The organism is Leifsonia poae (assembly GCF_050632195.1).
Taxonomy (GTDB): Bacteria; Actinomycetota; Actinomycetes; order Actinomycetales; family Microbacteriaceae; genus Leifsonia; species Leifsonia poae_C.
This window is the reverse complement of the sequence record NZ_CP192580.1, coordinates 883,670-905,541: the sequence shown is the minus strand read 5'-3', so window position 1 is coordinate 905,541 and position 21,872 is coordinate 883,670. Positions and strand designations below refer to the sequence as shown.

24 protein-coding genes and 1 pseudogene are annotated in these 21,872 nt (G+C 68.5%); 5 read left to right on the top strand and 20 right to left on the bottom strand.

The window, feature by feature from the left end; translation table 11 throughout:
* Positions 1 to 5 precede the first annotated feature (5 nt).
* The 6 genes from gap to ACQ86A_RS04660 all read right to left on the bottom strand — a co-directional run bounded on the left by gap (position 6) and on the right by ACQ86A_RS04660 (position 4,730).
* A complete protein-coding gene (gene gap / locus ACQ86A_RS04685) occupies positions 6 to 1,004 on the bottom strand; it encodes a type I glyceraldehyde-3-phosphate dehydrogenase (RefSeq protein ID WP_431279452.1) in 999 nt (332 codons plus the stop codon).
* Positions 1,005 to 1,099: 95 nt separating this feature from the next.
* Positions 1,100 to 2,056: a GlxA family transcriptional regulator gene (locus tag ACQ86A_RS04680; protein WP_431279451.1), complete on the bottom strand. Its 957-nt coding sequence runs from the start codon at positions 2,054 to 2,056 to the stop codon at positions 1,100 to 1,102.
* Positions 2,057 to 2,109: 53 nt separating this feature from the next.
* Positions 2,110 to 3,336, bottom strand: a complete 1,227-nt coding sequence (locus ACQ86A_RS04675) for an RNA polymerase sigma factor (protein ID WP_431279450.1) — start codon at positions 3,334 to 3,336, stop codon at positions 2,110 to 2,112.
* A 29-nt stretch (positions 3,337 to 3,365) separates the two neighbouring features.
* Positions 3,366 to 3,788, bottom strand: a complete 423-nt coding sequence (locus ACQ86A_RS04670) for a YciI family protein (protein ID WP_431279449.1) — start codon at positions 3,786 to 3,788, stop codon at positions 3,366 to 3,368.
* Positions 3,789 to 3,928: 140 nt separating this feature from the next.
* Entirely contained in the window at positions 3,929 to 4,066 is a 138-nt protein-coding gene (locus tag ACQ86A_RS04665; protein WP_431279448.1) for a hypothetical protein, read from the bottom strand.
* Positions 4,067 to 4,199: 133 nt separating this feature from the next.
* Positions 4,200 to 4,730, bottom strand: a complete 531-nt coding sequence (locus ACQ86A_RS04660) for a hypothetical protein (protein ID WP_431279447.1) — start codon at positions 4,728 to 4,730, stop codon at positions 4,200 to 4,202.
* A 171-nt stretch (positions 4,731 to 4,901) separates the two neighbouring features.
* Between ACQ86A_RS04660 and ACQ86A_RS04655 the strand changes: the two genes are divergently transcribed.
* Positions 4,902 to 5,192, top strand: coding sequence for a hypothetical protein (locus ACQ86A_RS04655; protein WP_431279446.1), 291 nt, complete (start codon positions 4,902 to 4,904; stop codon positions 5,190 to 5,192).
* Here the strand turns inward: ACQ86A_RS04655 and ACQ86A_RS04650 are convergent.
* A complete protein-coding gene (locus tag ACQ86A_RS04650; protein WP_431279445.1) occupies positions 5,189 to 6,502 on the bottom strand; it encodes a hypothetical protein in 1,314 nt (437 codons plus the stop codon). The two genes, ACQ86A_RS04655 and ACQ86A_RS04650, sit on opposite strands and share 4 nt — an antisense overlap.
* 151 nt (positions 6,503 to 6,653) lie before the next feature.
* Between ACQ86A_RS04650 and ACQ86A_RS04645 the strand changes: the two genes are divergently transcribed.
* A complete protein-coding gene (locus ACQ86A_RS04645) occupies positions 6,654 to 7,106 on the top strand; it encodes a Fur family transcriptional regulator (RefSeq protein ID WP_431279444.1) in 453 nt (150 codons plus the stop codon).
* A gap of 11 nt (positions 7,107 to 7,117) precedes the next feature.
* Positions 7,118 to 8,610 (top strand): annotated as a pseudogene (locus ACQ86A_RS04640) (catalase).
* A gap of 69 nt (positions 8,611 to 8,679) precedes the next feature.
* Here the strand turns inward: ACQ86A_RS04640 and ACQ86A_RS04635 are convergent.
* From ACQ86A_RS04635 to gabT, 7 genes are all read right to left on the bottom strand, one after another.
* Positions 8,680 to 9,069, bottom strand: coding sequence for a PLDc N-terminal domain-containing protein (locus tag ACQ86A_RS04635; protein ID WP_431279443.1), 390 nt, complete (start codon positions 9,067 to 9,069; stop codon positions 8,680 to 8,682).
* Positions 9,070 to 9,079: 10 nt separating this feature from the next.
* A complete protein-coding gene (locus ACQ86A_RS04630; RefSeq protein WP_431279442.1) occupies positions 9,080 to 9,481 on the bottom strand; it encodes a VOC family protein in 402 nt (133 codons plus the stop codon).
* Between the two features lie 2 nt (positions 9,482 to 9,483).
* Positions 9,484 to 9,843: a hypothetical protein gene (locus tag ACQ86A_RS04625; RefSeq protein ID WP_431279441.1), complete on the bottom strand. Its 360-nt coding sequence runs from the start codon at positions 9,841 to 9,843 to the stop codon at positions 9,484 to 9,486.
* Between the two features lie 23 nt (positions 9,844 to 9,866).
* Positions 9,867 to 10,766 (bottom strand): virginiamycin B lyase family protein, encoded by a 900-nt coding sequence (locus ACQ86A_RS04620; protein ID WP_431279440.1) that lies wholly within the window; start codon positions 10,764 to 10,766, stop codon positions 9,867 to 9,869.
* On the bottom strand, positions 10,763 to 11,473 hold the full coding sequence (locus ACQ86A_RS04615; protein WP_431279439.1) for a PhzF family phenazine biosynthesis protein: 711 nt from the start codon (positions 11,471 to 11,473) through the stop codon (positions 10,763 to 10,765). Before ACQ86A_RS04615 ends, ACQ86A_RS04620 begins: the two co-directional genes overlap by 4 nt.
* 169 nt (positions 11,474 to 11,642) lie before the next feature.
* On the bottom strand, positions 11,643 to 13,142 hold the full coding sequence (locus tag ACQ86A_RS04610) for an NAD-dependent succinate-semialdehyde dehydrogenase (protein ID WP_431279438.1): 1,500 nt from the start codon (positions 13,140 to 13,142) through the stop codon (positions 11,643 to 11,645).
* Positions 13,139 to 14,503 carry a 4-aminobutyrate--2-oxoglutarate transaminase gene (gene gabT, locus ACQ86A_RS04605; protein WP_431279437.1) on the bottom strand — a complete coding sequence of 455 codons (1,365 nt, stop codon included), beginning with the start codon at positions 14,501 to 14,503 and terminating at the stop codon, positions 13,139 to 13,141. The genes ACQ86A_RS04610 and gabT overlap by 4 nt, the downstream gene beginning before the upstream one ends.
* Before the next feature lie 90 nt (positions 14,504 to 14,593).
* Between gabT and ACQ86A_RS04600 the strand changes: the two genes are divergently transcribed.
* Positions 14,594 to 16,069, top strand: coding sequence for a PucR family transcriptional regulator (locus ACQ86A_RS04600; RefSeq protein WP_431279436.1), 1,476 nt, complete (start codon positions 14,594 to 14,596; stop codon positions 16,067 to 16,069).
* A gap of 1 nt (position 16,070) precedes the next feature.
* Here the strand turns inward: ACQ86A_RS04600 and ACQ86A_RS04595 are convergent, their stop codons facing one another.
* The 5 genes from ACQ86A_RS04595 to ACQ86A_RS04575 all read right to left on the bottom strand — a co-directional run bounded on the left by ACQ86A_RS04595 (position 16,071) and on the right by ACQ86A_RS04575 (position 20,245).
* On the bottom strand, positions 16,071 to 16,919 hold the full coding sequence (locus ACQ86A_RS04595) for a transglutaminase family protein (RefSeq protein WP_431279435.1): 849 nt from the start codon (positions 16,917 to 16,919) through the stop codon (positions 16,071 to 16,073).
* On the bottom strand, positions 16,916 to 17,842 hold the full coding sequence (locus tag ACQ86A_RS04590) for an alpha-E domain-containing protein (protein WP_431279434.1): 927 nt from the start codon (positions 17,840 to 17,842) through the stop codon (positions 16,916 to 16,918). Before ACQ86A_RS04590 ends, ACQ86A_RS04595 begins: the two co-directional genes overlap by 4 nt.
* Positions 17,836 to 19,509, bottom strand: coding sequence for a circularly permuted type 2 ATP-grasp protein (locus ACQ86A_RS04585; protein ID WP_431279433.1), 1,674 nt, complete (start codon positions 19,507 to 19,509; stop codon positions 17,836 to 17,838). Before ACQ86A_RS04585 ends, ACQ86A_RS04590 begins: the two co-directional genes overlap by 7 nt.
* 80 nt (positions 19,510 to 19,589) lie before the next feature.
* Positions 19,590 to 19,661 (bottom strand): hypothetical protein, encoded by a 72-nt coding sequence (locus ACQ86A_RS04580; protein ID WP_431280365.1) that lies wholly within the window; start codon positions 19,659 to 19,661, stop codon positions 19,590 to 19,592.
* A 71-nt stretch (positions 19,662 to 19,732) separates the two neighbouring features.
* The gene (locus ACQ86A_RS04575; protein WP_431279432.1) at positions 19,733 to 20,245 is read right to left on the bottom strand and encodes a pyridoxamine 5'-phosphate oxidase family protein; all 513 of its coding nucleotides are present in this window, start codon (positions 20,243 to 20,245) and stop codon (positions 19,733 to 19,735) included.
* A 43-nt stretch (positions 20,246 to 20,288) separates the two neighbouring features.
* On the opposite strand from ACQ86A_RS04575, the gene ACQ86A_RS04570 reads away from it, so the two are divergent.
* A complete protein-coding gene (locus tag ACQ86A_RS04570) occupies positions 20,289 to 21,212 on the top strand; it encodes an aldose 1-epimerase family protein (RefSeq protein ID WP_431279431.1) in 924 nt (307 codons plus the stop codon).
* 3 nt (positions 21,213 to 21,215) lie between these two features.
* On the opposite strand, the gene ACQ86A_RS04565 is transcribed toward ACQ86A_RS04570, so the two are convergent.
* Positions 21,216 to 21,854 (bottom strand): TetR/AcrR family transcriptional regulator C-terminal domain-containing protein, encoded by a 639-nt coding sequence (locus ACQ86A_RS04565; RefSeq protein ID WP_431279430.1) that lies wholly within the window; start codon positions 21,852 to 21,854, stop codon positions 21,216 to 21,218.
* Positions 21,855 to 21,872: the final 18 nt, after the last annotated feature.

Sequence of the window (21,872 nt, the reverse complement as noted above, 5' to 3'; positions counted from 1 at the left end):
GCCGGTCAGCTTGCGGCGAGCAGCTCCAGGGTGTCGACCACGCGGTTCGAGAATCCCCACTCGTTGTCGTACCAGGCGACCACCTTGATGTGCCGGCCTTCGACGCGGGTGAGTGCCGAGTCGAAGATCGAGGAGGCCGGGTTGCCCGTGATGTCGGACGACACGAGCGGGTCCTCCGAGTACTCCAGGATGCCCGCGAGCGGGCCTTCTGCGGCTGCGCGGTATGCGGCGAGCACGTCGTCGCGGGTCACGTCGCGGGAGACGGTCGTGTTGAGCTCGACGATGGAGCCGACCGGCACCGGAACGCGGATCGAGTCGCCCGAGAGCTTGCCCTCGAGGTTGGGGAGCACCAGGCCGATGGCCTTCGCGGCGCCGGTGGTCGTCGGCACGATGTTGGCGGCGGCGGCGCGGGCGCGGCGGGGATCGCGGTGCGGCCCATCCTGAAGGTTCTGCTCCTGGGTGTACGCGTGGACCGTGGTCATGAAGCCGTGCTCGATGCCGGCCAGGTCGTCGAGCACCGCGGCCAGGGGCGCGAGCGCATTGGTCGTGCACGAGGCGTTCGAGATGATCGTGTGGACGGCCGGGTCGTAGGCGTCGGTGTTGACGCCGAAGGCGAGTGTGACGTCGGCGCCATCGGCGGGAGCACTGACGAGCACGCGCTTCGCACCGGCGTCGATGTGTGCGTGCGCCGCTGCAGCCGTCGCGAAGCGCCCGGTCGACTCGAGGACGACGTCGATGCCGAGCTCCGCCCAGGGCAGGTTGGCCGGCTCGCGCTCGGCGAGGACCTTGATCCGTCGGCCGTCGACGACGAGGGTGTCGCCGTCGACGGTCACCGGGCGACCGAGGCGGCCGGCCGTGGTGTCGAAGGCGAGGAGTCGGGCGAGAGCCGTCGGCTCGGTGAGGTCGTTGACGGCGACGACCTCGAGGTCGCTGTCACGCTCGAGGAGCGCGCGCAGGGTGTTGCGTCCGATGCGGCCGAATCCGTTGATGGCGATGCGGGTCATGAAGGGGTTCCTTTCGGTTTCCCCACAAGACTCGCTCGCCGCATCCGTCGACGACAGCGGCGAGAGCGCCATGGTTCGAAAGGATCGCGCCAGAGCTATTCACCCAGGGCGAAGGTGCGCCGGTACTCGCTCGGCGTCGTGCCCAGGATGCGCTGAAAGTGCAGCCGCAGATTCGCGCCGGTGCCGAGTCCCACGTCCGCTGCGATCTGTTCGATACTCCGCTCGGAGCGCTCGAGCAGTTCCCTGGCCACGTCGATCCGGGCGCGCATCACCCACTGCATCGGCGTGTATCCGGTGTCCTCGACGAAGCGGCGCGAGAACGTGCGTGGAGACACCGCCGCGTGGCGGGCGAGAACGTCGAGATTGAGCGGCTCGCCGAGTCGGTGCAGTGCCCACTCCCGGGTATCCGTGAACCGCTCGCCGAGCGGTTCCGGCACGCTGCGTGGAACGTATTGCGCCTGGCCGCCACTCCGGTAAGGCGCGGCGACCAGACGCCGAGCCGTGTGGTTCGATGCCGCAACGCCGAGATCTCCGCGAAGGATGTGCAGGCACAGGTCGATCCCGGAGGCGGCGCCCGCCGAGGTGAGCACGCTGCCCTCGTCGACGAATAGGACATTCTCGTCGAGGCGCACGAGCGGGTACTTCGCGGCGAGCGCCCGCGTGTAGTGCCAGTGGGTCGTCGCGCGTTTGCCGTCGAGCAGACCCGTTGCGGCGAGCGCGAACGCGCCTGTCGAGATGGCGGCGAGCCGCGCGCCCCGGTCGTGGGCGGCGATGAGGGCGTCGACGACAGGTTGCGGCGCGTCGTCCCGATCCGGGAACCGGTAGCCCGGGATGAAGACGATGTCGGCCCACTCGAGCGCATCGAGGCCGTCGGCGACGTGATACGACAGGCCGTCGCCGCCCGTCACCAGTCCCGGTGCGGCGCCGCACACGCGAACTTCGTATGGCATGCTCGCGCGGGTCGAGAACACCTGCGCGGGGATGCCGACATCGAGCGGCTTGGCACCCTCGAGAACGAGAACGGCGACGCGATGCAGACGGGAGGCTGACACAGCCCCAGGCTAGCCGCATGCGCGGTCGGCCGGTCCGGCAGCGTAGCCTCCGCTCAGAGCGCTGCTGCCTTCGCGCGCAGCAACGCGCTCTCGCGCTCGTTGGCCGCCAGCGCGGCTGCCGTCAACAGCTCCGAACGCGCCTCCTCGGTGCGACCGAGCCGGGCGAGCAGTTCGCCCCGCACGCTCGGCAGAAGGTGCGAGCCGCGGAGCGCGCCCTCTGCAGCAAGCTCGTCCACGATGCGAAGGGCGTTGGCCGGCCCGGTCGCCATCGAGACGGCAACGGCGCGGTTGAGCTCGACGACGGGGCTCGGAGCCAACCGACCGAGCGCTTCGTAGAGCAGCACGATCCGCTCCCAATCGGTCGCTTCGAACGTGGGCGCGGTCGCGTGACACTCGGCGATCGCCGCCTGCAGGCCGTAGCTTCCACGACCGCGTCCTACCGCATCCGCCAGAGCGAGGGATGCCTGTCCCCGGGCGATCTGCGCGCGATCCCAGCGCGACCGATCCTGTTCGTCGAGCAGGATCGGCGTTCCGTCATGGGCGGTGCGGGCCGAGAACCTCGACGCCTGGAATTCCATCAGCGCGACGAGTCCGTGCACCTCGGGCTCGCTTGGCAGCAGGTTGGCGAGGATGCGTCCGAGCCGGAGCGCCTCATTGGCCAGTTCGATCCGCAGCCACCGGTCGCCGGAGGTGGCAGCGTAGCCCTCGGTGAAGATGAGGTACACGACGCCCAGCACCGCCCCCATCCGTGTCGCCCACTCGTTCGGATCGGGTGCCTCGAACGGCACCCGCGCGGCCGACAGCGTCTTCTTCGCGCGGACGATCCGCTGCTGCACGGTCGCGACCGGAACGAACAGCATCCGGGCGATCTCCTCCGTGCTGAGCCCGGCAACGATCCGCAGCGTCAGCGCGACCTGAGCCTCTCGCGACAGCACGGGATGGCAGGCGGTGAACACCAGGCGCAGCATGTCGTCGTCGATCGCCTGCCAGTCGTCCTCGGTGGTCTCCGACAGGTCGCGGGCGATCGCGCGGTAGCGTTCGTCGAGTCGCTCGCGGCGCCGCCATCCGTCGATCGCCTTCCGCTTGGCGACGGCCGTGAGCCAGGCGCCCGCATTGCGCGGAACGCCCGACTCGGGCCATTGGGCCAGTGCGTCGACGAACGCCTCCTGGGCGAGATCCTCGGCGAGACCGACGTCTCCGGTCATCTTGGCGAGTGTCGCCACGATGCGCGAACCCTCGATTCGCCAGACAGCCTCGGCGGCTCGCCGGGTGTCGGTCATCGCGGTCTCCGGATGCGCCGACGGACCCGTCAGGCCTTCTCCGCCTCAGCGCGCCAGCCGGCCTCCTTCTGGATGTACTCGTTGTCGGCGTAGTCGGCGAAGTCGGTCTCGTCGGTCACACGACGCACTTCGAGCTTGTTGCCCGGGGTGAGCGGTGCCCGCTGGGCCCACTCCGCGGCCTCCTCCTTGCTGGAGACCCCGATGATCCAGAAGCCGTTGAAGAGCTCGTGCGTCTCCCCGTAAGGGCCATCGGTGATGATCGGCTTCTCCGATGCGAAGTCGACGACGAAGCCCTCCTTGGCGTCCGACAGACCCTCGCCGGCGAGCAGAACGCCCGCCTTGATCATGGCCTCGTTGAAAGCGCCCATCGCGTTGATGACCTCTTCGAAGTCCATGTTCTCGTAGGTCTTCACTGCCTCGTCGTTGGAGCGCATGATCAGCATGTACTTCACGGTTTCTTCTCCTTCGTCAGGGGTCGCGATTGCGTCCCTCTACTATGGCGTCGAACGAGCGCGGGGAAATCGACAGCACCCCTTCGACTTTCTTTCGAGAGTCGAAGGGGTGCTGGTGGATTCGGTCACCGGATGCGGTGCTACCGCTTCTTGGTGTTGGAGACGACGTCGGCGGCGTGGTCCTGACGGTCGCTCTTCGCCTTCTTGTCGGCGCGCTTCTCCTTGAGCGAGCGCGCGGCGGGTTTGGCGGTCGTCTTGCGTGCGGATTTCTCGGCCATTGTGATTCCTCCATCGGAGCCACGGTGGCTCGGTAGTCGAAGGCTATGCCTCCGGCCCCTTTCCACACACTCTTCTGCGACATTGGCAGGCAACCCCCATGTGCGCCCGCGTCCGCGGTGCGTTGCATCGGGGTCAGCGGCGCAGAACGGAGGGTCTCGGGAGGCCGAGTTCCTCGATGAGGTCGCCGAGCATCCGGTCGAGCTCATAGCCGGTCTGGGTGATCTTGTTGTTGCCGAAGCTCACGAGGTGCGAGCTGGGCTGGTCGACGGAGAGCACGGTCTTGCCGACGCGATCCACGTGTAGTTCGACGCGCAACGGCGCGTAGAGCATGACGCCTGGGTCGTGCCGGAACATCCGTGCAGCCGTGGCGTAGTCGCCGATCAGATAGCTCGCGCTCGGCCGATCCGATCCGCCTGCACGCATGATGTCGCCGGGGTAGTCGCGCCAGAACACGACGAAACTGTGGATGCCGTTGCCCGCCGCCGCCTGAGCGAACTGTCGCCACTCGGCGCCCGCGTCGACGAGCCTTCGGAACAGCTCCTCGTCGAGCGGCGGCACCTCCTCTTCGAACGCCCGCCGTAGCGTCTCGAATGGAACGTCGGCCACGATCTCGATTCGGGTCGCCGCCACCGGGACGATCCTCTCGAACGCCTGAATAGTCATCGAGTCCTTTCTAGTCCGTCGACCTGCTCGACGTAACGTGGACCGCATGGATGCCTGTTCCGAACTCGCCGAAGCCGCCACCCGCGTCGCGTCGACCGCCACCACTCCGCGGCGCTTTCTCGTCGACTTCGGCCACGCCGCGGCGGGGTACGCCGTGGGCCGCTCTGGGTGTTGGATGCGGGAACGGGCGGCCGCAACCGGCTCTCGGGTCGCGGATTCCGCCGTCATGTCGACGACGGCACCGACGGACAGGCGCGCCATTTCGCCGGAATCGTCGCGGTCGCCGCGCGCGTGGGAACCCGGCTGGCCCGGCGGCTCTCGATCACCGTGGGCGGCGACAAACCGACGAGCGCCGACGGGCGGCTCACCGATCAGGCCCTCGAATTCACGCGGCTGATCCGTTCGGGCGAGCTCTCGCCGGCCGATTCCGGGGATTGGATCCGCGCCCGGTTGTGCGTCTAGTCAGGAATCGCGACGGGGCGTACAGGTGAACAAGGAACCGACCTGGTTGCGTTGGTCACCTCGTTATTGGACAAATCTGTGTCTGTGTATCCGGTCGGCAACACCACGGTTACGACGGGGCCCACGATCGATACGCACTCACCCAGTTGTTGCGTGAACGTGACTAAAGCGGCGGTTCCAGGTTCTAGCGCGGTGGTCAACGTGCAGGTGGCGCTGAAGCCGAAGAGGTCGGCTGGGCCGAAGGCCTGACCAGCGGCGATCTCGTCGCACTTCAGCCGCGGATCGATCGATCCGATCGTGACCCTCGAGGGCGTGCCCGCGAATCCCTGCGGCGGGGTGGAACTGAGAGAGAGCACGATGTGCATCGCCGAGCCCGCGGGCAGCGACTGAAACGAGTCGGCTGGGGAGATTCCGCCGGCCTCGCTCGTAGCGATCGCGGTGGCATCGACGCCGCGTGGCGGACGCACCGCGAGGCACGTGCCGGCGAGTGGATCTGCCGAAGCGGAATTGTCGGCGAGGTTCAGATCTCTGAGAGAAGCGGGAAGCGCGACATCCACGACGGGTCTGGTGCTTTTACCGCACCCGCCGATCAGCAAGGACGCCCTGATTTCGGCGAGGTGACCCGGGGGCAACACCGATGTGAGGGAACAGGTCATGTCGAGGACGACCTGCGATCCGGGGCCCGCGACCAGTCCAGGAGCGGCTGCCGGATCGCAGCGGAGGTCGGGGCTGATCGAATCGATCGTTACGGTCGACGGCGGCGTCGGCACAGGGACGCCGAGAAAGAGCAGCTGGCCCGTTCCGGCGGCGGTGTATCGCACGTGAAATCGGGTTCCAACGGGGAGACTCCCGGTACTGCTTCTGACGCCGGCGATGAGCGAGCCCACCGTGTTCAAAACACCCGCGCTTTTGTCCGCAGGAGTACCGCTCAGCGCGACGACGGCAGTCGCGTCGGCGCTGGCGTCTGCTTGCACCGGCGGCTCTCCCGGATCTGCAGGCGCCACAGGTACGGTGGCGAGGATCGCATCGGCTTCCGCCGGTCCGGGGACCGGGTCTGCTCCCGAGGGAGCTCCGCAGACCTCCGCAGCTTGTGACGGGGTCGGCATGAGTGTGGCCAGCGCACCGACTGCGACGAGCGCGGCCGCGACGAGCACTGTCGAGCTGCGGTGCCGCCGTAGAAAGCGAGGACGACCGCCAGGCCGGCGGGCCACTGTAAGGACGAGTCCGACGACGAGAACCGCGAGGGCGAGAATGGCCGGCCCGACGATGTCGGAACCGGTGTGTGCGAGCGTAGTGAGGCATTCAGGCATGGGAGTCGCATTTCGTGTCGGGAGGGCGAGGACGGGTCTGCCTGATAAGACCCCGTCTCGATCGGATCGCAACCAATCGGAATCGGAGTCGCTTTCGCCAGTGAGGCCAGACAGTTTTGAGTCATTCAAAACAACCCGCTAGGGTCGAGGGATGGACGACGCACACTTCGAGGACGGCCTTCGGGCCGCGGGCCTCCGCGTCACCGCCGGTCGGGTCGCCGTTCTCGGCGCGCTCGGCGAGCGGCCGCACACGGACGCCGAGACGGTGTTCCGCGCGGTGCTCGCCGAGCTGCCGGGCACGTCGATCCAGAACGTGCACAACGTTCTGGGCGACCTGACCGCGGCCGGACTGGTTCGGCGGATCGAGCCTGCGGGCTCCGCCGCACTGTACGAGCGACGCATCGGTGACAACCATCACCATGTCGTCTGCACGTCGTGCGGTGCCGTGGCGGATGTGGACTGCGTCGTGGGGCACGCTCCGTGCTTGACGCCGTCGGACGCATCCGGATTCACCGTGTCGACCGCGGAGGTCACCTTCTGGGGGCTGTGCCCGTCCTGCCAACAGCGTGCCGAGGTCTCGTCGCACGCCGAGCAGAGTGACTAGCAAGGAGAACAATGTCGGAGAACTACACGACCAGCCAGACCGGAAGCCCCGTGGCAAGCGACACGCACTCGCTGAGCGCAGGCCCAGACGGCGCGGTCGCGCTGCACGACCGCTACCTGGTGGAGAAGCTCGCCCAGTTCAACCGTGAGCGCATCCCTGAGCGGATCGTGCACGCAAAGGGCGGCGGCGCGTTCGGACACTTCGTGGTGACTGGGGATGTCACCGCGTACACGAAGGCAGCGGTCTTCCAGCCCGGAACGACCACCGAGACCGTGCAGCGGTTCTCCTCCGTCGCCGGCGAGCAGGGCTCCCCCGACACCTGGCGCGACGTGCGCGGATTCTCGGTGAAGTTCTACACGACCGAGGGCAACTACGACATCGTCGGCAACAACACCCCGGTGTTCTTCATCCGCGACGGCATCAAGTTCCCCGACTTCATCCACTCGCAGAAGCGCCTCCCGGGCTCCGGGCTTCGGGATGCGGACATGCAGTGGGACTTCTGGACCCTCTCCCCCGAGTCGGCGCACCAGGTGACCTACCTCATGGGCGACCGCGGCATCCCGCGCTCCTGGCGGCACATGCCCGGTTACGGGTCGCACACCTACCAGTGGATCAACGCGGCCGGCGAGCGTTTCTGGGTCAAATACCATTTCCACGCGCTGCAGGGCAACGAGGAGATGGACGGCGTCGAGGCGGAGGCGATCGCCGGTGCGGACGCGGACTACTACCGCCGCGACCTCTACGAGGCAATCGAGCGGGGCGAGTTCCCGGCCTGGAAGGTCTCCGTTCAGGTCATGCCGTACGAGGACGCGAAGACCTACCGGTTCAACCCGTTCGACCTCACGAAGATCTGGTCGCACTCGGACTACCCGCTGATCGAGCTGGGAGTTCACACGCTCGACAAGAACCCGGAGAACTTCTTCGCCCAGATCGAGCAGGCAGCGTTCTCGCCCGCGAATACCGTGCCGGGCATCGACGTCAGCCCCGACAAGATGCTTCTGGCCCGTGTCTTCTCGTATCCGGATGCTCAGCGCTACCGCGTGGGCACCAACTACAACGAGCTCCCGGTCAACGCGCCGATCGCACCCGTGCACAACTACTCGCAGGACGGCGCGACCCGCCACGGCTACAAGCCCGCGGATGCGCCGGTCTACGCCCCGAACTCGAAGGGCGGCCCGGCCGCCGACCCGCACGCGCGGGCGAAGGTTCGTGGGAGTCGGACGGCGAGCTCATCCGATCAGCGGCAACCCTGCACGCCGAGGATGACGACTTCGGTCAGGCCGGAACGCTCTACCGAGACGTGTTCTCTGCTGCGGCGAAGGAGCGCTTCCTGCAGACCATCACGGGCGCGGTCGGCGGTGTGAAGAACCCCGAGATCCGCGAACGCGCCATCCAGTATTGGACGAACGTGGATGCGTCGCTCGGCCAGGCACTACGGGCCGAACTCGCCCGGGGCACCGAGACCCCCGACGAGGCCGCGGAGTACGTCGGCGTCGCCGGCTAGGCAGCCCGCCAGACAGAAAGGGCGGCGCACCGATCATCGGTGCGCCGCCCTTTGGTTGTCAGAGAAACGTCACGGCTCGAGGCTCTTGCGCTTGCGCTCGACTTCCGCCTCGAGTCGTTCGAGATGCGCCTGCCGCTCGTAGTATTCGATCTCGCGGTCGATCTGCGCGAGCTGCTCCTCGGTGGTCAGTTCGCCGTTGCGACGCGGCGCTTCCGTGTGGGCCGGCTCGGGCATCCGTGTGGCCACCAACGGCATCGAGAGCACACTGCGGCCACTTCCCGTGGAGTTGTAGACGCGGCCGAGGGTGAACCAGAGGATGCTCCCGATCAACGGCAGCAGGATGACGATCAGGATCCAGACCAACTTGGGCAGGTGCTTCACCTGACCTTCCTGGCGAAGGATGATGTCGATCAGCGCGCCGACGAACAGCGCGAACGAGAGCAACGGCAGCAGCACCATGAGCGGGAGTCTATTGGTCCGGCTCCGTCGGCGCAGCACCTGCGACACCCATCACGTTCCCTTCGGGGTCCGCGAAGTGCCCGACGACGACTCCGCCGGCAGCATTGAGCTCGGGTCCCAGGATGCGGTGCCCGCCGAGACTCTCGGCCCGCTGCAGCGCATCCTCCACGTCGGCGACACCCACGTAGAAGATCAGGTGGCTCTCGAATCCGGGACCGCCGCCGATTCCGCCGGGGATGCCCGTGCCCGCGTCGGCGACGTTGGTGACGAATCCGTAGTCGGCAGTGTCTGAGATCGCGGGCGCGACCGGCGCGGGAAGCGCGTACTCCCAGCCGAACAGATCGCCGTAGAAGCGGCGCAGGCGTTCGGGATCCTTGCCGATCACCTCGAAGTGCACGACCGGGTCGACCACGGTCACTCCTCCCGTCGGTTCCAGTGCTCTCGCTTGAACATGCGGCCGAACCATGCGCTGAGCCCGGGCCCGTCGTACTGGTCCGGGTCGGCGTCGAACACCTCGTCGCCCTCGGGCTCGGGCAGTGTCGATGCGTCTTCGTCGGTGAGCGTGGTGCGGACCACGTCAGCGGTGATCCGGTCGACCTGGGCCGCATCCACGAACCGGAGGCCGTGGTCGGTGGAGATCGCTAATCCATCGAAGAGGTCGAGCGACGGATCCTGCAGCACATGTTCGACGGTGCCGATCCGGGTTCCGTGGGCGGTGAGAACGGCGGCGCCCTTCTCGAGGGCGGTGTAGGCGATGGGAGTGTCATCGATCATGCGCGACACTGTAGACCCCGGTTTCAGGCCCGCGCGACCTCTGCGAGCGCACCCGATTCCAGCGCGACCCAGACCGTGCCGTCGGAAGCGACGGCCACACCGTGCGGCTCGCTTTCGGTGGTCGGGAGATCGTGCAGGGTGATCGTGCCGTCGTCTGCCACGTTCGCGAGCTGGTCGGTGCCCCAGAGCGTCACCCAGACGCCGCCGACCGGATCGGCCGCGACCGCGTGCGGTTTCGAGCCGGGTTCGAATGGGAACTCGGCGAGGGTTCCGTCGCGTGCGATTCGAGCGAGCGCATCCGTCAGAATCTGGGCAACCCACACCGCACCGTTCTCGGCGACCGCGATACCGACCGGCCCCGACGGGATGCGCGGCAGCTCGGTGAACGCGATTGCCGCATCCCCGCCCCGTACGTGTCCGACCGCGCCTGCGGCGTTGAGGGTGAACCAGAGGCTGTCACCGGATGCGGCGATCATCGAGACGAAAGAACCCTCGCGCCCCACCGGAAACTCCTCGACCCGACCGAGGATGTCGATACGTCCGAGCGCATCGGCCCCGAGCTCGGTGAACCAGGCGGTTCCGTCGTCGAGCGCGACGACCCCGAACGGTTGCGCGTCGGGTGTGGGTACAGCGGTCGTGCCGAGCACCGCGATACCCGTCCCGTCCGACTCGAGCCCGAGGTGCAGAAGTCGATTGCCGGTGGTGTCCGTCACCCAGACGGTGGATTCTGTCGCGGCGGCGAGCAGCGACGGCTGCGCCCCCTCGCCGAGCGAGAGGTAAGCGACTTCGCCGTCGGGGGTGCGGCGACCGACCCGGCCGCCGTGCACGAGCGTGAACCACACCGCGCCATCGCGTGTCACGGCGACGCCATACGGGCCCTCGCCCGGCTCGCCGACCGGATGCTCCACGATTGTGACGCTCACAGAGCCACCGAGAGCGTGCGGTCGAACACGGTGCGACCGCCGACCCGGATGAGCCCGTCGCCGGCCAGGGCCGTGACGAGCTCCGATCCTGCGCCCTGCGAGATGCGCAGGTCGCGCCCCAAGAGCGCTGTGACGCGCACGGCGGCGGCGCCGGTGGCCTCGTCCTCGACGATGCCCATCTGCGGGGCGAACATGCGGGAACGGATGTGTCCCGCATCCTGATCGATCCAGGCGTACGCATAGTGATGGCCGTCGGTGAAACGGGCCGGGTCGACCGCGTCGACGTCGGCGGGCGAGTCGAGGGGGATCCACTCGAACTCGGGCGCCCACTCGGCGCGGGCGGTGATCCAGGTGGTTTCTTCGTCGTTCCCGACGGCCACATCACCCGCGGCTTCACGCAGGGTGGTCACGGGAGTGCCCTCGTGCGCTAGCCACCACGCCGTTCCGACGCTCGGGTGACCGGCGAACGGCAGCTCGACCGCCGGCGTGAAGATCCGGATGCGCCCGACGCGACCGTCTGAAGCGTCAGCCGCGACCGGCTCTACCGCATCCACGAACACGGTCTCACTGAACCCGAGGCCGGTCGCGATCGTCTGCTCGCGGCCCTCGGTCAGTGCCGAGCTCCGGATGATCCCCAACTCGTTGCCGTGCCCGCCGTCTTCGTCGGCGAACACCCGCACGACCACAACCTCGACCGTCTCTGCCATCCCTCCACCCTATGCGGCCCAAGCGGCGGCTGCGATCGTGCCAAAAGTGCGGTTCCCCCCAGCACAACCACACTTTTGGCACGACTCCACAGGCCCGTTTCTCCACAGGCCGTTTCTCCACAGGCCCGTTTCTCCACAGGAGCGCAGCGGGCCGCCGTGGAAGAGCGGATCACGCCGGGATCAGCGTGTACTTCGTCGTGAGGTACTCGTGGATGCCCTCGGCTCCGCCCTCGCGCCCGAGCCCCGACTGCTTAACGCCCCCGAACGGCGCCGCCGCGTTGGAGACGAGACCCGTGTTGAGGCCCATCATTCCTGTGTCGAGTCGGTCGATCATCCGGTGACCTCGGGCGAGATCGCTCGTAAAGACGTACCCGACAAGGCCGAATTCGGTCTCGTTCGCACGGGCGAGGGCCTCTTCCTCTGTGGCGAAGGTCGAGATGGCGAGCACCGGCCCGAAGATCTCCTCGCGCAGGATGTCGCTGCCCGGCTGCACGTCGACCAGCACGGTCGGCTCGAAGAAGTAGCCGTCGCCATCAGGGGCGTTGCCGCCGCTCAGGATGCGCGCCCCGCGGGCCACCGCATCCCCGATCAGTGCACCCATCGAGGCCACCGCACGGTCGTCGATCAGCGGACCGATCGTGACGCCGTCGCCGGTTCCGCGACCGAGCTTCAGCGCTTTGACCTTGGCCGTGACCCGCGCCGCGAAGTCCTCGGCGATCGATTCGTGCACCAGGAAGCGGTTGGCCGCCGTGCAGGCCTGACCGATGTTGCGGAACTTGGCGAGCATCGCGCCCTCGACCGCCTTTTCCAGATCGGCGTCCTCGAAGACGACGAAGGGCGCGTTTCCGCCCAACTCCATCGACGTCCGCAGCACGTTCTGGCCGGCCTGTGCGAGCAGCCGACGTCCGACCGGGGTCGAACCCGTGAAGCTCAGCTTGCGCAAGCGCGGGTCGGCGATGATCGGCTCGGAGAGCGCGCCCGCGTTGCTTGTCGGCACGACGTTCACGACGCCGGCGGGCACCCCCGCATCCGTCAGCAACTGCACGAAGAGGAGGGTCGTGAGTGGGGTGAGCTCCGCCGGCTTGACGACGACGGTGCATCCCGCAGCCAGAGCCGGTGCGATCTTGCGGGTCGCCATCGCCAGCGGGAAGTTCCACGGCGTGATCAGGTAGCACGGCCCGACCGGGCGCTGCGAGACGACCATCGTTCCCGTGCCTTCGGGGTTCTGGCCGAATCGACCGCCGATGCGCACGGCCTCCTCGCTGAACCAGCGCAGGAATTCGCCACCATAGGTGACCTCGCCGTTGGCCTCTGCGAGCGGCTTGCCCATCTCGAGCGTCATCAGCAACGCGAAGTCGTCGCGACGCTCCTGCAGCAGATCGAACGCCCTGCGCAGGATCTCGGCGCGGGTGCGGGGCGGGGTCGCGGCCCACGCCTCCGCTGCCTCGGCGGCGGCATCCAGTGCCCGGATACCGTCCTCGGGCCGCGCATTGGCGATGCGCTTGATCACGCGGCCGGTCGCCGGATCGCTGACCTCGATCGGGTCGGCGGAGCCGGCCTCCCACCGCCCGCCGATGAACAGGCCGTCGGGAACTCTGGCGAGCAGCTCTTCCTCGCGCGCGGTCAGCGCGGGCGCGGTCGATGCTGGAGTGGTGTCGACGACGCTCATGCCTGGGCCACCGCCTCGGCGACCACGTCGAGACCCTCGATCAGCAGGTGGTCGGGGATGCTCAGCGGCGGCAGGAAGCGGATCACGTTCCCGTAGGTGCCGCAGGTCAGCAGGATGACGCCGGCCGCGTGTGCGGCCGCGGCGACCTTGTTCGCGAGTGCTGCATCCGGATCGCCCGTGGCGGGGTCGACGAGTTCAATCGCGACCATCGCGCCTCGGCCGCGCACCTCGGCGACGCGGGGATCCGCGTCTCGCAGCATCTCGAGCTTCTCGAAGAGGATCGCGCCGATCTCGCCGGCGCGCTCGGCCAGGTTCTCGGCCTCGTACGTCTCGATCGTCGCGAGAGCCGCCACACAGGCGAGCGGGTTGCCGCCGTACGTGCCGCCCAGGCCGCCGACCTGCGGCGCATCCATGATCTCGGCGCGACCGGTGACCGCGGAGAGCGGGAGGCCGCCCGCGATGCCCTTGGCCGTGACGATGAGGTCGGGGACGATGCCGAACTGCTCGGAGGCGAACATCGTGCCGGTGCGCGCGAATCCGGTCTGCACCTCGTCGGCGATGAACACGACTCCGTTCGCGGCGGCCCACTCGGCGAGGGCAGGCAGGAATCCGTCGGCGGGCACGATGAAGCCGCCTTCGCCCTGGATGGGCTCGATGATGATGGCGGCCAGGTTGGCGGCACCGATCTGCTTCTCAATCTGCAGGATGGCGCGGGCGGCGGCCTCGGCGCCACTGAGCCCGCCATCCCGAAGCGGATAGCTGAGTGGGGCACGGTAGATCTCGGGTGCGAAGGGTCCGAAGCCGTTCTTGTACGGCTGGTTCTTGGCGGTCAGCCCCATCGTGAGGTTGGTGCGCCCGTGGTAGGCGTGATCGAAGGCGACGACAGCCTGCTTGCCCGTGTAATGGCGGGCGATCTTCACCGCGTTCTCGACGGCCTCCGCCCCCGAGTTGAAGAGAGCGCTGCGCTTGGCGTGGTCGCCCGGCGTGAGGCGGTTGAGCGCCTCCGCGACGTCGACGTAGGAGTCGTACGGGGCGATCGTGAAGCAGGTGTGGGTGAACTGCGCGACCTGGGCGACGACCGCATCCACCACTCGCGGAGCCGAGTTGCCGACGCCGGTCACCGCGATGCCCGAGCCGAGGTCGATGAGCGAGTTGCCGTCGACGTCGACGAGCACGCCGCCGCCCGCAGCAACCGTGAACACGGGAATGGTCGTGCCGACGCCCGCAGCGACTGCCTGCGCCTTGCGCTCCATCCGTCTGCGCGACTCGGGGCCGGGGATAGGTGTAACGAGCCGGCGCTCCTGCGGGAGCGAGGGCCCACCGGTGACGGGGGCGGTGACGGGAAGGTCGACGATGGTCATGGGGAAATCGTATGGAGCGTCGGCGGTGGCTCTCATCGACAGCTTGTACAATCATGTCCAACACGTTGGACACATTGGCAAGGAGGAAACGTGCCCGCCACCCTGGCCCAACTGCTGGCCCGCCCCGAGCTCGGGCTGCGCTTGCTCACTCCGTCCGCCAGGGATGCGCTCGACCGGCCGATCCTCTGGGCGCACAGCTCCGAGCTCGCCGACCCCACCCCCTTCCTCGGCGAGGGCCAGGTGCTGCTCGTCACGGGAACGCCCGACGACGTCGACCCCTACGTGACACGCCTCGTCGAGCACGGCATAGCCGGCCTCGGATTCGGCACCGAGGTCGTGCGCGACGGAACCCCCGATGCCCTGGTCGAGGCATGCATCCGTCGGGGGCTGCCGCTCTTCGAGGTGCCGTACCGCACACCCTTCATCGCGATCGCGCGGTTCATCGCCGACCGGGTCGCCGCCGACGCGTACGCCCGCAGCACGTGGGCGCTCCGCGCATCCCGGGCCATCTCGCTTGCTGCCCTGCGACCGGATGCGCTCGGCTCGGCTCTCGCCGAACTCGCCCGCCAGCTCGGTCGGCCCGTCGTCCTCCTGGGTGCCACCAGCGCCGTCGACCGGGTCCATCCGGCGCACGCCCTCGGCGCAGACGCGCGCGCAGCCCTCTCGACAGCGGCGGAGGCTCTGCTTCACCCCCGTCGCCGGGCGGGAAGCACGGTCCAACTCGCCGACGAGCAGTTCGCCCTGCAGACCATCGGCGCCGCGGGACGCTTGCGCGGCGTGCTCGCCGTCGGAGGCGACACTCTCGATCAGGCCGCACAGCAGGTCGTCACGAGCGTCGTCGCACTGGCCGGTCTCGCCCTCGAACAGACCCGGGCGACGGATGCGGCGCGAGCGCGACTGAGGACGGCCTGCTGGCGCGCGCTCCTCGCCGGAGACCACGTGGCCGCTGCCGCGATCGCCGAGCCGGTGATCGGAGACCTGCCCGGAGGACCCGCGCGGGTGGTGCTGGCGCGAGGCGCTGGCGTCGAGGCGGCCGCGGAATGGCTGGACCTGCATCCGTCGACCTTCTACGCCCGCGACGGCGACGACCTGATCGTGCTGGCCGCTGCGGCACCGGGTGCTCGCGGCTCAGCCGTAGAGCTCGCAACCAACCTTGCATCACGGTTCGACCTGCGCGCCGGAGTGTCTGCGCCGGCCGCCCTCGACGCGCTCCCGCGCGCTTTCGACCAGGCCACCGCATCCCGAGACCGCGCAACCGCCGAGGCACCCGTCAGTACGTTCGACGACCTCGCCGGCGGTGGGATGCTCGCCCTGTTGCAAACAGACGACGCCCGTACAGTCGCGGCCGCATCCCTCTCCGCGCTCACCGACGACCCGACCCTGCTCGCGACCCTGCGAACCTGGCTCGACCACAACGGTGTTTACGACGCGGCCGCCCGCGAACTCGGTATCCACCGCCACACGCTCCGCGCCCGCGTCGCCGACGCCGAACGCCTGCTCGGCCGCGACCTCACCCCGTTCGCCGCCCGCGCGGACCTGTACGCGGCGCTGCAGCTCATCCCGTGACCTAGGACTCCCGGGTGATCGACACCGACACGAAAAGTTCCGACCCAGCGGTTCCCGCGTAGACACCACGGAGGGGCGCCACGTCGGTGTAGTCCCGGCCGTGTCCGACCCGCACATGCCGGTCGCCGATCGCGAGACCGTTGGTCGGGTCGTAGCCATGCCACGTTCCGCAGAACCACTCCACCCAGGCGTGCGACTCCCCCACGACGGTCTCACCGATCTGTGCGTCCGCCACCGGATGCAGATACCCGGAGACGTACCGCGCGGGCAGTCCCGCAGCACGCAACGCCCCCACCGCGACGTGAGCGATGTCCTGACACACCCCTTTCCGCGATTCCCACGCCTCAGCGGCTGTCGAACTCACCCCCGTCACTCCGCTCACGTACTCCATCGCGTCGCCGACTTGCTCGCAGATCCGCAGGCCAACCGCGCAAGGATCGTCAGCATCCTGCGTTCGCGCCGACTCGGCGAGCGCCACCACCGAGGGAGGCGGCGCCGTCGGCGGAGTCTGCGACAGCTGCTGCACGCACTCTCCCGAGCGCTGCACCACCGCGTCCAGGCTCGTCCAATCAAGACCGGTCGACGGATGCGCGGCCTCCAACACCTCGACCAGACTGCTCGCCGTGATGGTCAGCTCCTCATGCGGAGCGAGCACATCGAATGCGAGCACGCGCGTGCCCCAGTAGTCCGTGTACTGGTGGTGCGACGACACCGGATGCACGTCGAGGTTCGCGTGCAGCACGAGCTGCCGGTCGCCCGACACGGGCAGCATCCGGGCCTCGTTGTACGACGCCGTCACCTCGCCGCCGTAGTGGAACCCGGTGGAGTGCACGATCCTCAATCGCTTCATCGTGCATCCCCCACCCAGCTCGGCGCGACGTTCTCGGGAAAGTAGCGGCGTCGGATCGCCTCGGTCGCGGTGCTGGTCGCCTCCTGGATCGCCGACATGTGGGCCGGCAGATCATCGAGCACCTCGGCGACGGGTCGGAACTCCAGGTCGCTCTGGATCTTCCCGAGCAGTCGTTGCGCCCGGTCGGACACTCCCGCACGCTCCAGTCGTGGCTCGATCTCGCGCAGCGATTCGACTGCCCGTGTCACGGAGAACAGGATCGACCGCGGAAACAGTCGGTCGTGCAAGAGGAACTCGGCTGCGTTGCGCGCCGACGGCACGCCCCGATACGTGCGCAGATAGGCCTCGTATGCGCCGCAGGATCGCAGGATGGTCGTCCAACTCGGCCCGCTGGCCTCCGTCAGCGATCGGGTCGCCAACAGTCGAGCGGTCATATCGGCGCGTTCCAGGCTGCGGCCGAGGGTGAAGAACTGCCACGCCTCGTCGCGACTGGCCCCTGAGTCCATGAGCCCGACGGCGAGCGCCGTGCGGTCGCGTACCCAGTTGAAGAATTCGTGCACTTTGTCGCTGGTGACGCGTCGCGGCATCCGCGCGGTCGTCGTGTTGAGGCACTCCCACAACTCGGTGGAGACGATCTCTCGAGCCCTCCGCGCGTTCTCCCGCGCCGCGCTGAGCGAGTAAACGATCGAGGCCGGGGCACTGCGATCGACGGCCAGGATGCGCAGCACATCCTCGCGAACCAGTTCGCCCGCCGGTGCTTCGCTTCCCATCACGCCGAGCAGCGAGCGGCACGCGGTGTCCTCGTCGATCCACGGGTCCTCGAGAAGCAACTGCAGGTGCACGTCCAGGATGCGTGCCGTGCCGTCGCTTCGTTCGATGTAGCGCCCGATCCAGAACAGGCTCGACGCGATGCGGCTCAGCACGACGCCGCCCGCTGCTGCTGTTGCTGCTGCTGCTGTTGCTGTTGTTGCTGTTGCTGGTCGGTGCGCGGCGCATCCTGCTCCGAATGGTCGGGAGCATGCTGCGTGCCGTATGCCGCCAGCGAACCCGCGGCTTGCTCGGCCACAAGGCCGGACACCCCGCGACCCTCGCCTTCCGGATCCCGGGCCGAACCGGTCGTCCCGACCACCCAGGTGTCTTTGGAACCACCGCCCTGACTGCTGTTCACGACGAGCTGTCCCTCGCCCAGCGCCACCCGGGTCAGTCCACCCGGCAGCACCCAGACGTCGCGGCCGTCGTTCACGGCGAACGGTCGAAGGTCGACGTGCCGCGGGCGCATCCCTGCTTCCACCAGTGTCGGGATGGTCGACAACTGCACCACAGGCTGCGCGATCCAGCCGCGCGGGTCGGCGATCAGACGCGCGCGCAGTGCTGCGAGCTCCTTCTTCGACGCCGCCGGTCCGATCACCAGCCCCTTGCCCCCGGAACCGTCGACCGGCTTGACCACCAGCTCGTCGAGCCGGTCGAGCACCTCGGCGAGCGCATCCGGATCTTCGAGACGCCACGTGTCGACGTTCGGGAGCAGCGGTTCCTCCGCGAGGTAGTACCGGATGAGGTCGGGCAGGTAGGTGTAGACGAGCTTGTCGTCGGCGACACCGTTGCCGACCGCGTTCGCGATCGTGACCGTACCGAGCCTCGCCGCGAGCATGAGGCCGGGCGTCCCGAGCACCGAGTCGACTCGAAACTGCAGCGGGTCGATGAACTCGTCGTCGATGCGCCGGTAGATCACGTCCACGCGCTGCGGCCCCGAGGTCGTGCGCATCCAGACCTTGCCGCCCGAGCAGAACAGGTCCCTGCCCTCGACCAGCTCGACGCCCATCAACCGGGCGAGCAGAGTGTGCTCGAAGTATGCGGAGTTGTAGACGCCCGGCGTCAGCACGACGACGTTCGGCGACTCCATCCCGTCGGGCGCGCTCGCCTTCAACGCCTGCAACAAGCGGTGGGGGTAGTCCCCGACCGGCCGGACCCGCATCGATGTGAAGAGTTCAGGCAGCGTCTGCGCCATTACCCTGCGATTCGAGATCACATAGCTCACACCGCTCGGCACGCGCACGTTGTCTTCGAGCACGCGCCACTCGCCACGCTCATCCCGGATCAGATCGATGCCCGAGACCTGGATGCGCACACCGTTCGCACTCTCGATCCCCGCTGCCGCACGATGAAAGTGCGCCGAGGACGTGATGAGCCCGGCAGGGATGACGCCGTCGCGCACCGCATTCTGGGCGCCGTAGACATCGCTCAGGAAGGCTTCAAGCGCCCGAACCCGCTGCTTGATGCCCGCCTCGACGCGCCGCCACTCGGCCTGCTCGATGACCCGGGGAACCGCATCCAACGGGAACGGCCGCTCCTCGCCGGCGAAGTCGAACGTGACGCCCTGCGCCAGGTAGGAGCTGGCCAACGCATCCGTGCGACCGCGCAACTCCTCTTGGGTGAGTGCGGCGAGAGCGCCGTAGAGCTCGCGGTAGGGAGCACGCGCGTGCTCGGCCGAAGCCGACCGTCCGAAGCGGGCGAACATCTCGTCCCACGCGTCACCGCCCCCGCGCCGGCTCTTGCCTGCCAGCACACCGTAACCGCCGAACAGATCGCCCATGTGCAGACGCTACCCAGCGCGCGTTTCCCCCACGTTTCCGCAGGTTTCCATCGCGCTACGCCTCCGGATATCGGCGCCGACTATGGCTGCAGCCGCGCGTGGGTCCAATCGGCGCCGTCGGCAGCGCGCCGGTACGCCAGCCGCCGATGCAGCCGGTTCGAGCGGCCCTGCCAGAACTCGATGGACGCTGGCGTCAGACGGTATCCGGCCCAATCATCGGGCTTCAGGATGCTCTGCTCCCCTCCGCAAGAGCGGTCGCCTCGGCGACGAGCGCGCCCTCATCCGGCAGCGGCTGCCCCTGCCGGGACGCCGCCGTCGTCGCTTGCGCGGCTCTCGGCCGATCCGCGAACAGGGCCGCCGACTCGTCGGCCGCGAGTAGCTCGACTGTGCCTTCGACCCGCAGCTGCTGCATCGTCTCGCGCCAGTAGAAGCCGAGTGCCGCATACGGATTGGCCGCGAGATCCCGGCCTTTGCGGCTCGATGTGTACGTTCCGAAGATCAGCCCGCGTTCGTCGAACGCCTTCACGAGAACGACGCGGGTCGACGGGATGGCGGGCCCGTCCGCATCCTGAGGCCCGGCCGTCGCCAGGGATGCGGCCAACGGTTCGCGCACCCCGTCGGCCTGGGCGCGCACCAGCCATCCCTTGAGCAGCGGCATCGGATCGGCGGGCGGCGAATCGAACTCGGGGAGGTGCAGACTTTCGTCTCCGCTGAGGGTGTCGTTCGTGTCGGCCATGTCACCGACTGTACCGATCCCGCTTATTCGGCAGAATGGCTGAATGACCACACCCATTTCCGGAACTCACTTCGGCCTGACCTCCGGCGACTACCACGCCACGATCGCCTCCGTCGGGGCCACGCTTCGCACGCTCGAGTTCCGCGGCCGTCCGCTCGTCGTCCCCTTCGACGCCGACGAGGTGCGGCCGGCCTTCCGCGGTGCGACCCTCGCTCCGTGGCCGAATCGGGTCGTCGACGGGCGCTACACGTTCAACGGGGTCGCGCAGCAGCTCGCGCTCACCGAGCCGTCCCGCGGGCACGCCCTTCACGGACTCGCCAGCTGGCTCGACTTCACGGTCGTGGACCGCGCCGCCGACAACGTCACCCTGTCGGCCACGATCGAGGCGCAAGCCGGATACCCGCACCGAGTGGATGTCGCCGTCACCTTCAGCCTCGACGAGGACGGCCTGCACACCACGGTCACCGCGACCAACACGGGCACCGACGTCGCCCCCTGGGGCACCGCCCCGCATCCGTACCTCGTCGCCGGCGAAGGCCACGTCGACGACTGGACTCTGACGCTGCCCGCCACGACCGTGGTGACGGTCACCGAGGACCGCCTGGTCCCGATCGCCGCCGAGCCGGTCGACGCCGAGGCCGCCGCCGGCCTCGATTTCGTCGAGCCCCGCCTCATCGGCGACACGTTCATCGATCACGCGTACACCGACCTGGTTCGGGATGCGCAGGGCATGGCCACCGTGTCGGTCCTGACCGCAGACGGCACGGGCGTCGAGATGGTCTGGGATGAGGCATGCCCGTGGGTGCAGATCCACACCGCCGACAACGACGACCCGGCGCAGAGCCGGCTCGGTCTGGCCGTCGAGCCGATGACGTGCCCGCCCGACGCCTTCAACTCGGGTGTCGACGTCGTCGTGCTGCAGCCGAACGAGTCGACATCGGCAGGCTGGACCATCCGCGCCGTCTGACAGCTAGGCGGTCGCGGCCCCGTTTGAAAGGGCTGCTTCCTCCGTGGCCAGTCGCGCACGCAACGAGGCCAGCAGCAGCTCGACTCCCAGGTCGAAGGCACGATCCGCCCGCTCCCGTCCCGGCTCTCCGCGGCTCACCAGTCGCCCGAGGGCGGAGGCGGGGTCGGCGTGCCAGACCTCGGGCGGGGCGGAGAGGTCGAGCCCCGAACCGAGCGCGAACGCATCCAGAACGGCCACGATCACGAGCACGTCATCGTCGGGAAATCCCGCCGAGAGCAGGGCCTCGGCGAGCGCCTCGTAGTACCCGAGTACGGTCACGTCGGTCACGGGCTTGCCGACGAGCAGCGGCAGGACCAACGGATGCGCGGCGAACATCGCCCGCTGCGACCGCACGACGTACTCGACCACCGCATCCCATTCGAGCCCTTCGGGCACTGCGATCTCGGACTGCACCGCGAGGCGTCCGCGCATCAGCTCGACGATCGCATCCCTGCCCTCGACGTGGTTGTACAGCGAAGACGGGGTGACGCCCAGTTGCCGGGCCAGCGCGTTCACTCCGAACGGCTTGCCGGCGTCGACCAGCGCGATCGCCGAGTCGGCGATCAGGTCTGTGCTCAGGATGGGCGACGACGGTCTCGGCATCCTCTCCCCTTTCGCTCG

Bases quoted from the DNA above. Each gene is read 5' to 3' on its own strand.
- ACQ86A_RS04645 (WP_431279444.1), top strand. From the start codon at position 6,654: ATGGACGACGCACACTTCGAGGACGGCCTTCGGGCCGCGGGCCTCCGC.
- ACQ86A_RS04565 (WP_431279430.1), bottom strand. From the start codon at position 21,854: ATGCCGAGACCGTCGTCGCCCATCCTGAGCACAGACCTGATCGCCGAC.
- gabT (WP_431279437.1), bottom strand. From the start codon at position 14,503: ATGACCATCGTCGACCTTCCCGTCACCGCCCCCGTCACCGGTGGGCCC.
- ACQ86A_RS04665 (WP_431279448.1), bottom strand. From the start codon at position 4,066: ATGGCCGAGAAATCCGCACGCAAGACGACCGCCAAACCCGCCGCGCGC.
- gap (WP_431279452.1), bottom strand. From the start codon at position 1,004: ATGACCCGCATCGCCATCAACGGATTCGGCCGCATCGGACGCAACACC.
- ACQ86A_RS04585 (WP_431279433.1), bottom strand. From the start codon at position 19,509: ATGGGCGATCTGTTCGGCGGTTACGGTGTGCTGGCAGGCAAGAGCCGG.
- ACQ86A_RS04615 (WP_431279439.1), bottom strand. From the start codon at position 11,473: ATGGCAGAGACGGTCGAGGTTGTGGTCGTGCGGGTGTTCGCCGACGAA.
- ACQ86A_RS04595 (WP_431279435.1), bottom strand. From the start codon at position 16,919: ATGAAGCGATTGAGGATCGTGCACTCCACCGGGTTCCACTACGGCGGC.
- ACQ86A_RS04570 (WP_431279431.1), top strand. From the start codon at position 20,289: ATGACCACACCCATTTCCGGAACTCACTTCGGCCTGACCTCCGGCGAC.
- ACQ86A_RS04635 (WP_431279443.1), bottom strand. From the start codon at position 9,069: ATGGTGCTGCTGCCGTTGCTCTCGTTCGCGCTGTTCGTCGGCGCGCTG.
- ACQ86A_RS04575 (WP_431279432.1), bottom strand. From the start codon at position 20,245: ATGGCCGACACGAACGACACCCTCAGCGGAGACGAAAGTCTGCACCTC.
- ACQ86A_RS04610 (WP_431279438.1), bottom strand. From the start codon at position 13,142: ATGAGCGTCGTCGACACCACTCCAGCATCGACCGCGCCCGCGCTGACC.
- ACQ86A_RS04660 (WP_431279447.1), bottom strand. From the start codon at position 4,730: ATGACTATTCAGGCGTTCGAGAGGATCGTCCCGGTGGCGGCGACCCGA.
- ACQ86A_RS04675 (WP_431279450.1), bottom strand. From the start codon at position 3,336: ATGACCGACACCCGGCGAGCCGCCGAGGCTGTCTGGCGAATCGAGGGT.
- ACQ86A_RS04650 (WP_431279445.1), bottom strand. From the start codon at position 6,502: ATGCCTGAATGCCTCACTACGCTCGCACACACCGGTTCCGACATCGTC.
- ACQ86A_RS04625 (WP_431279441.1), bottom strand. From the start codon at position 9,843: ATGATCGATGACACTCCCATCGCCTACACCGCCCTCGAGAAGGGCGCC.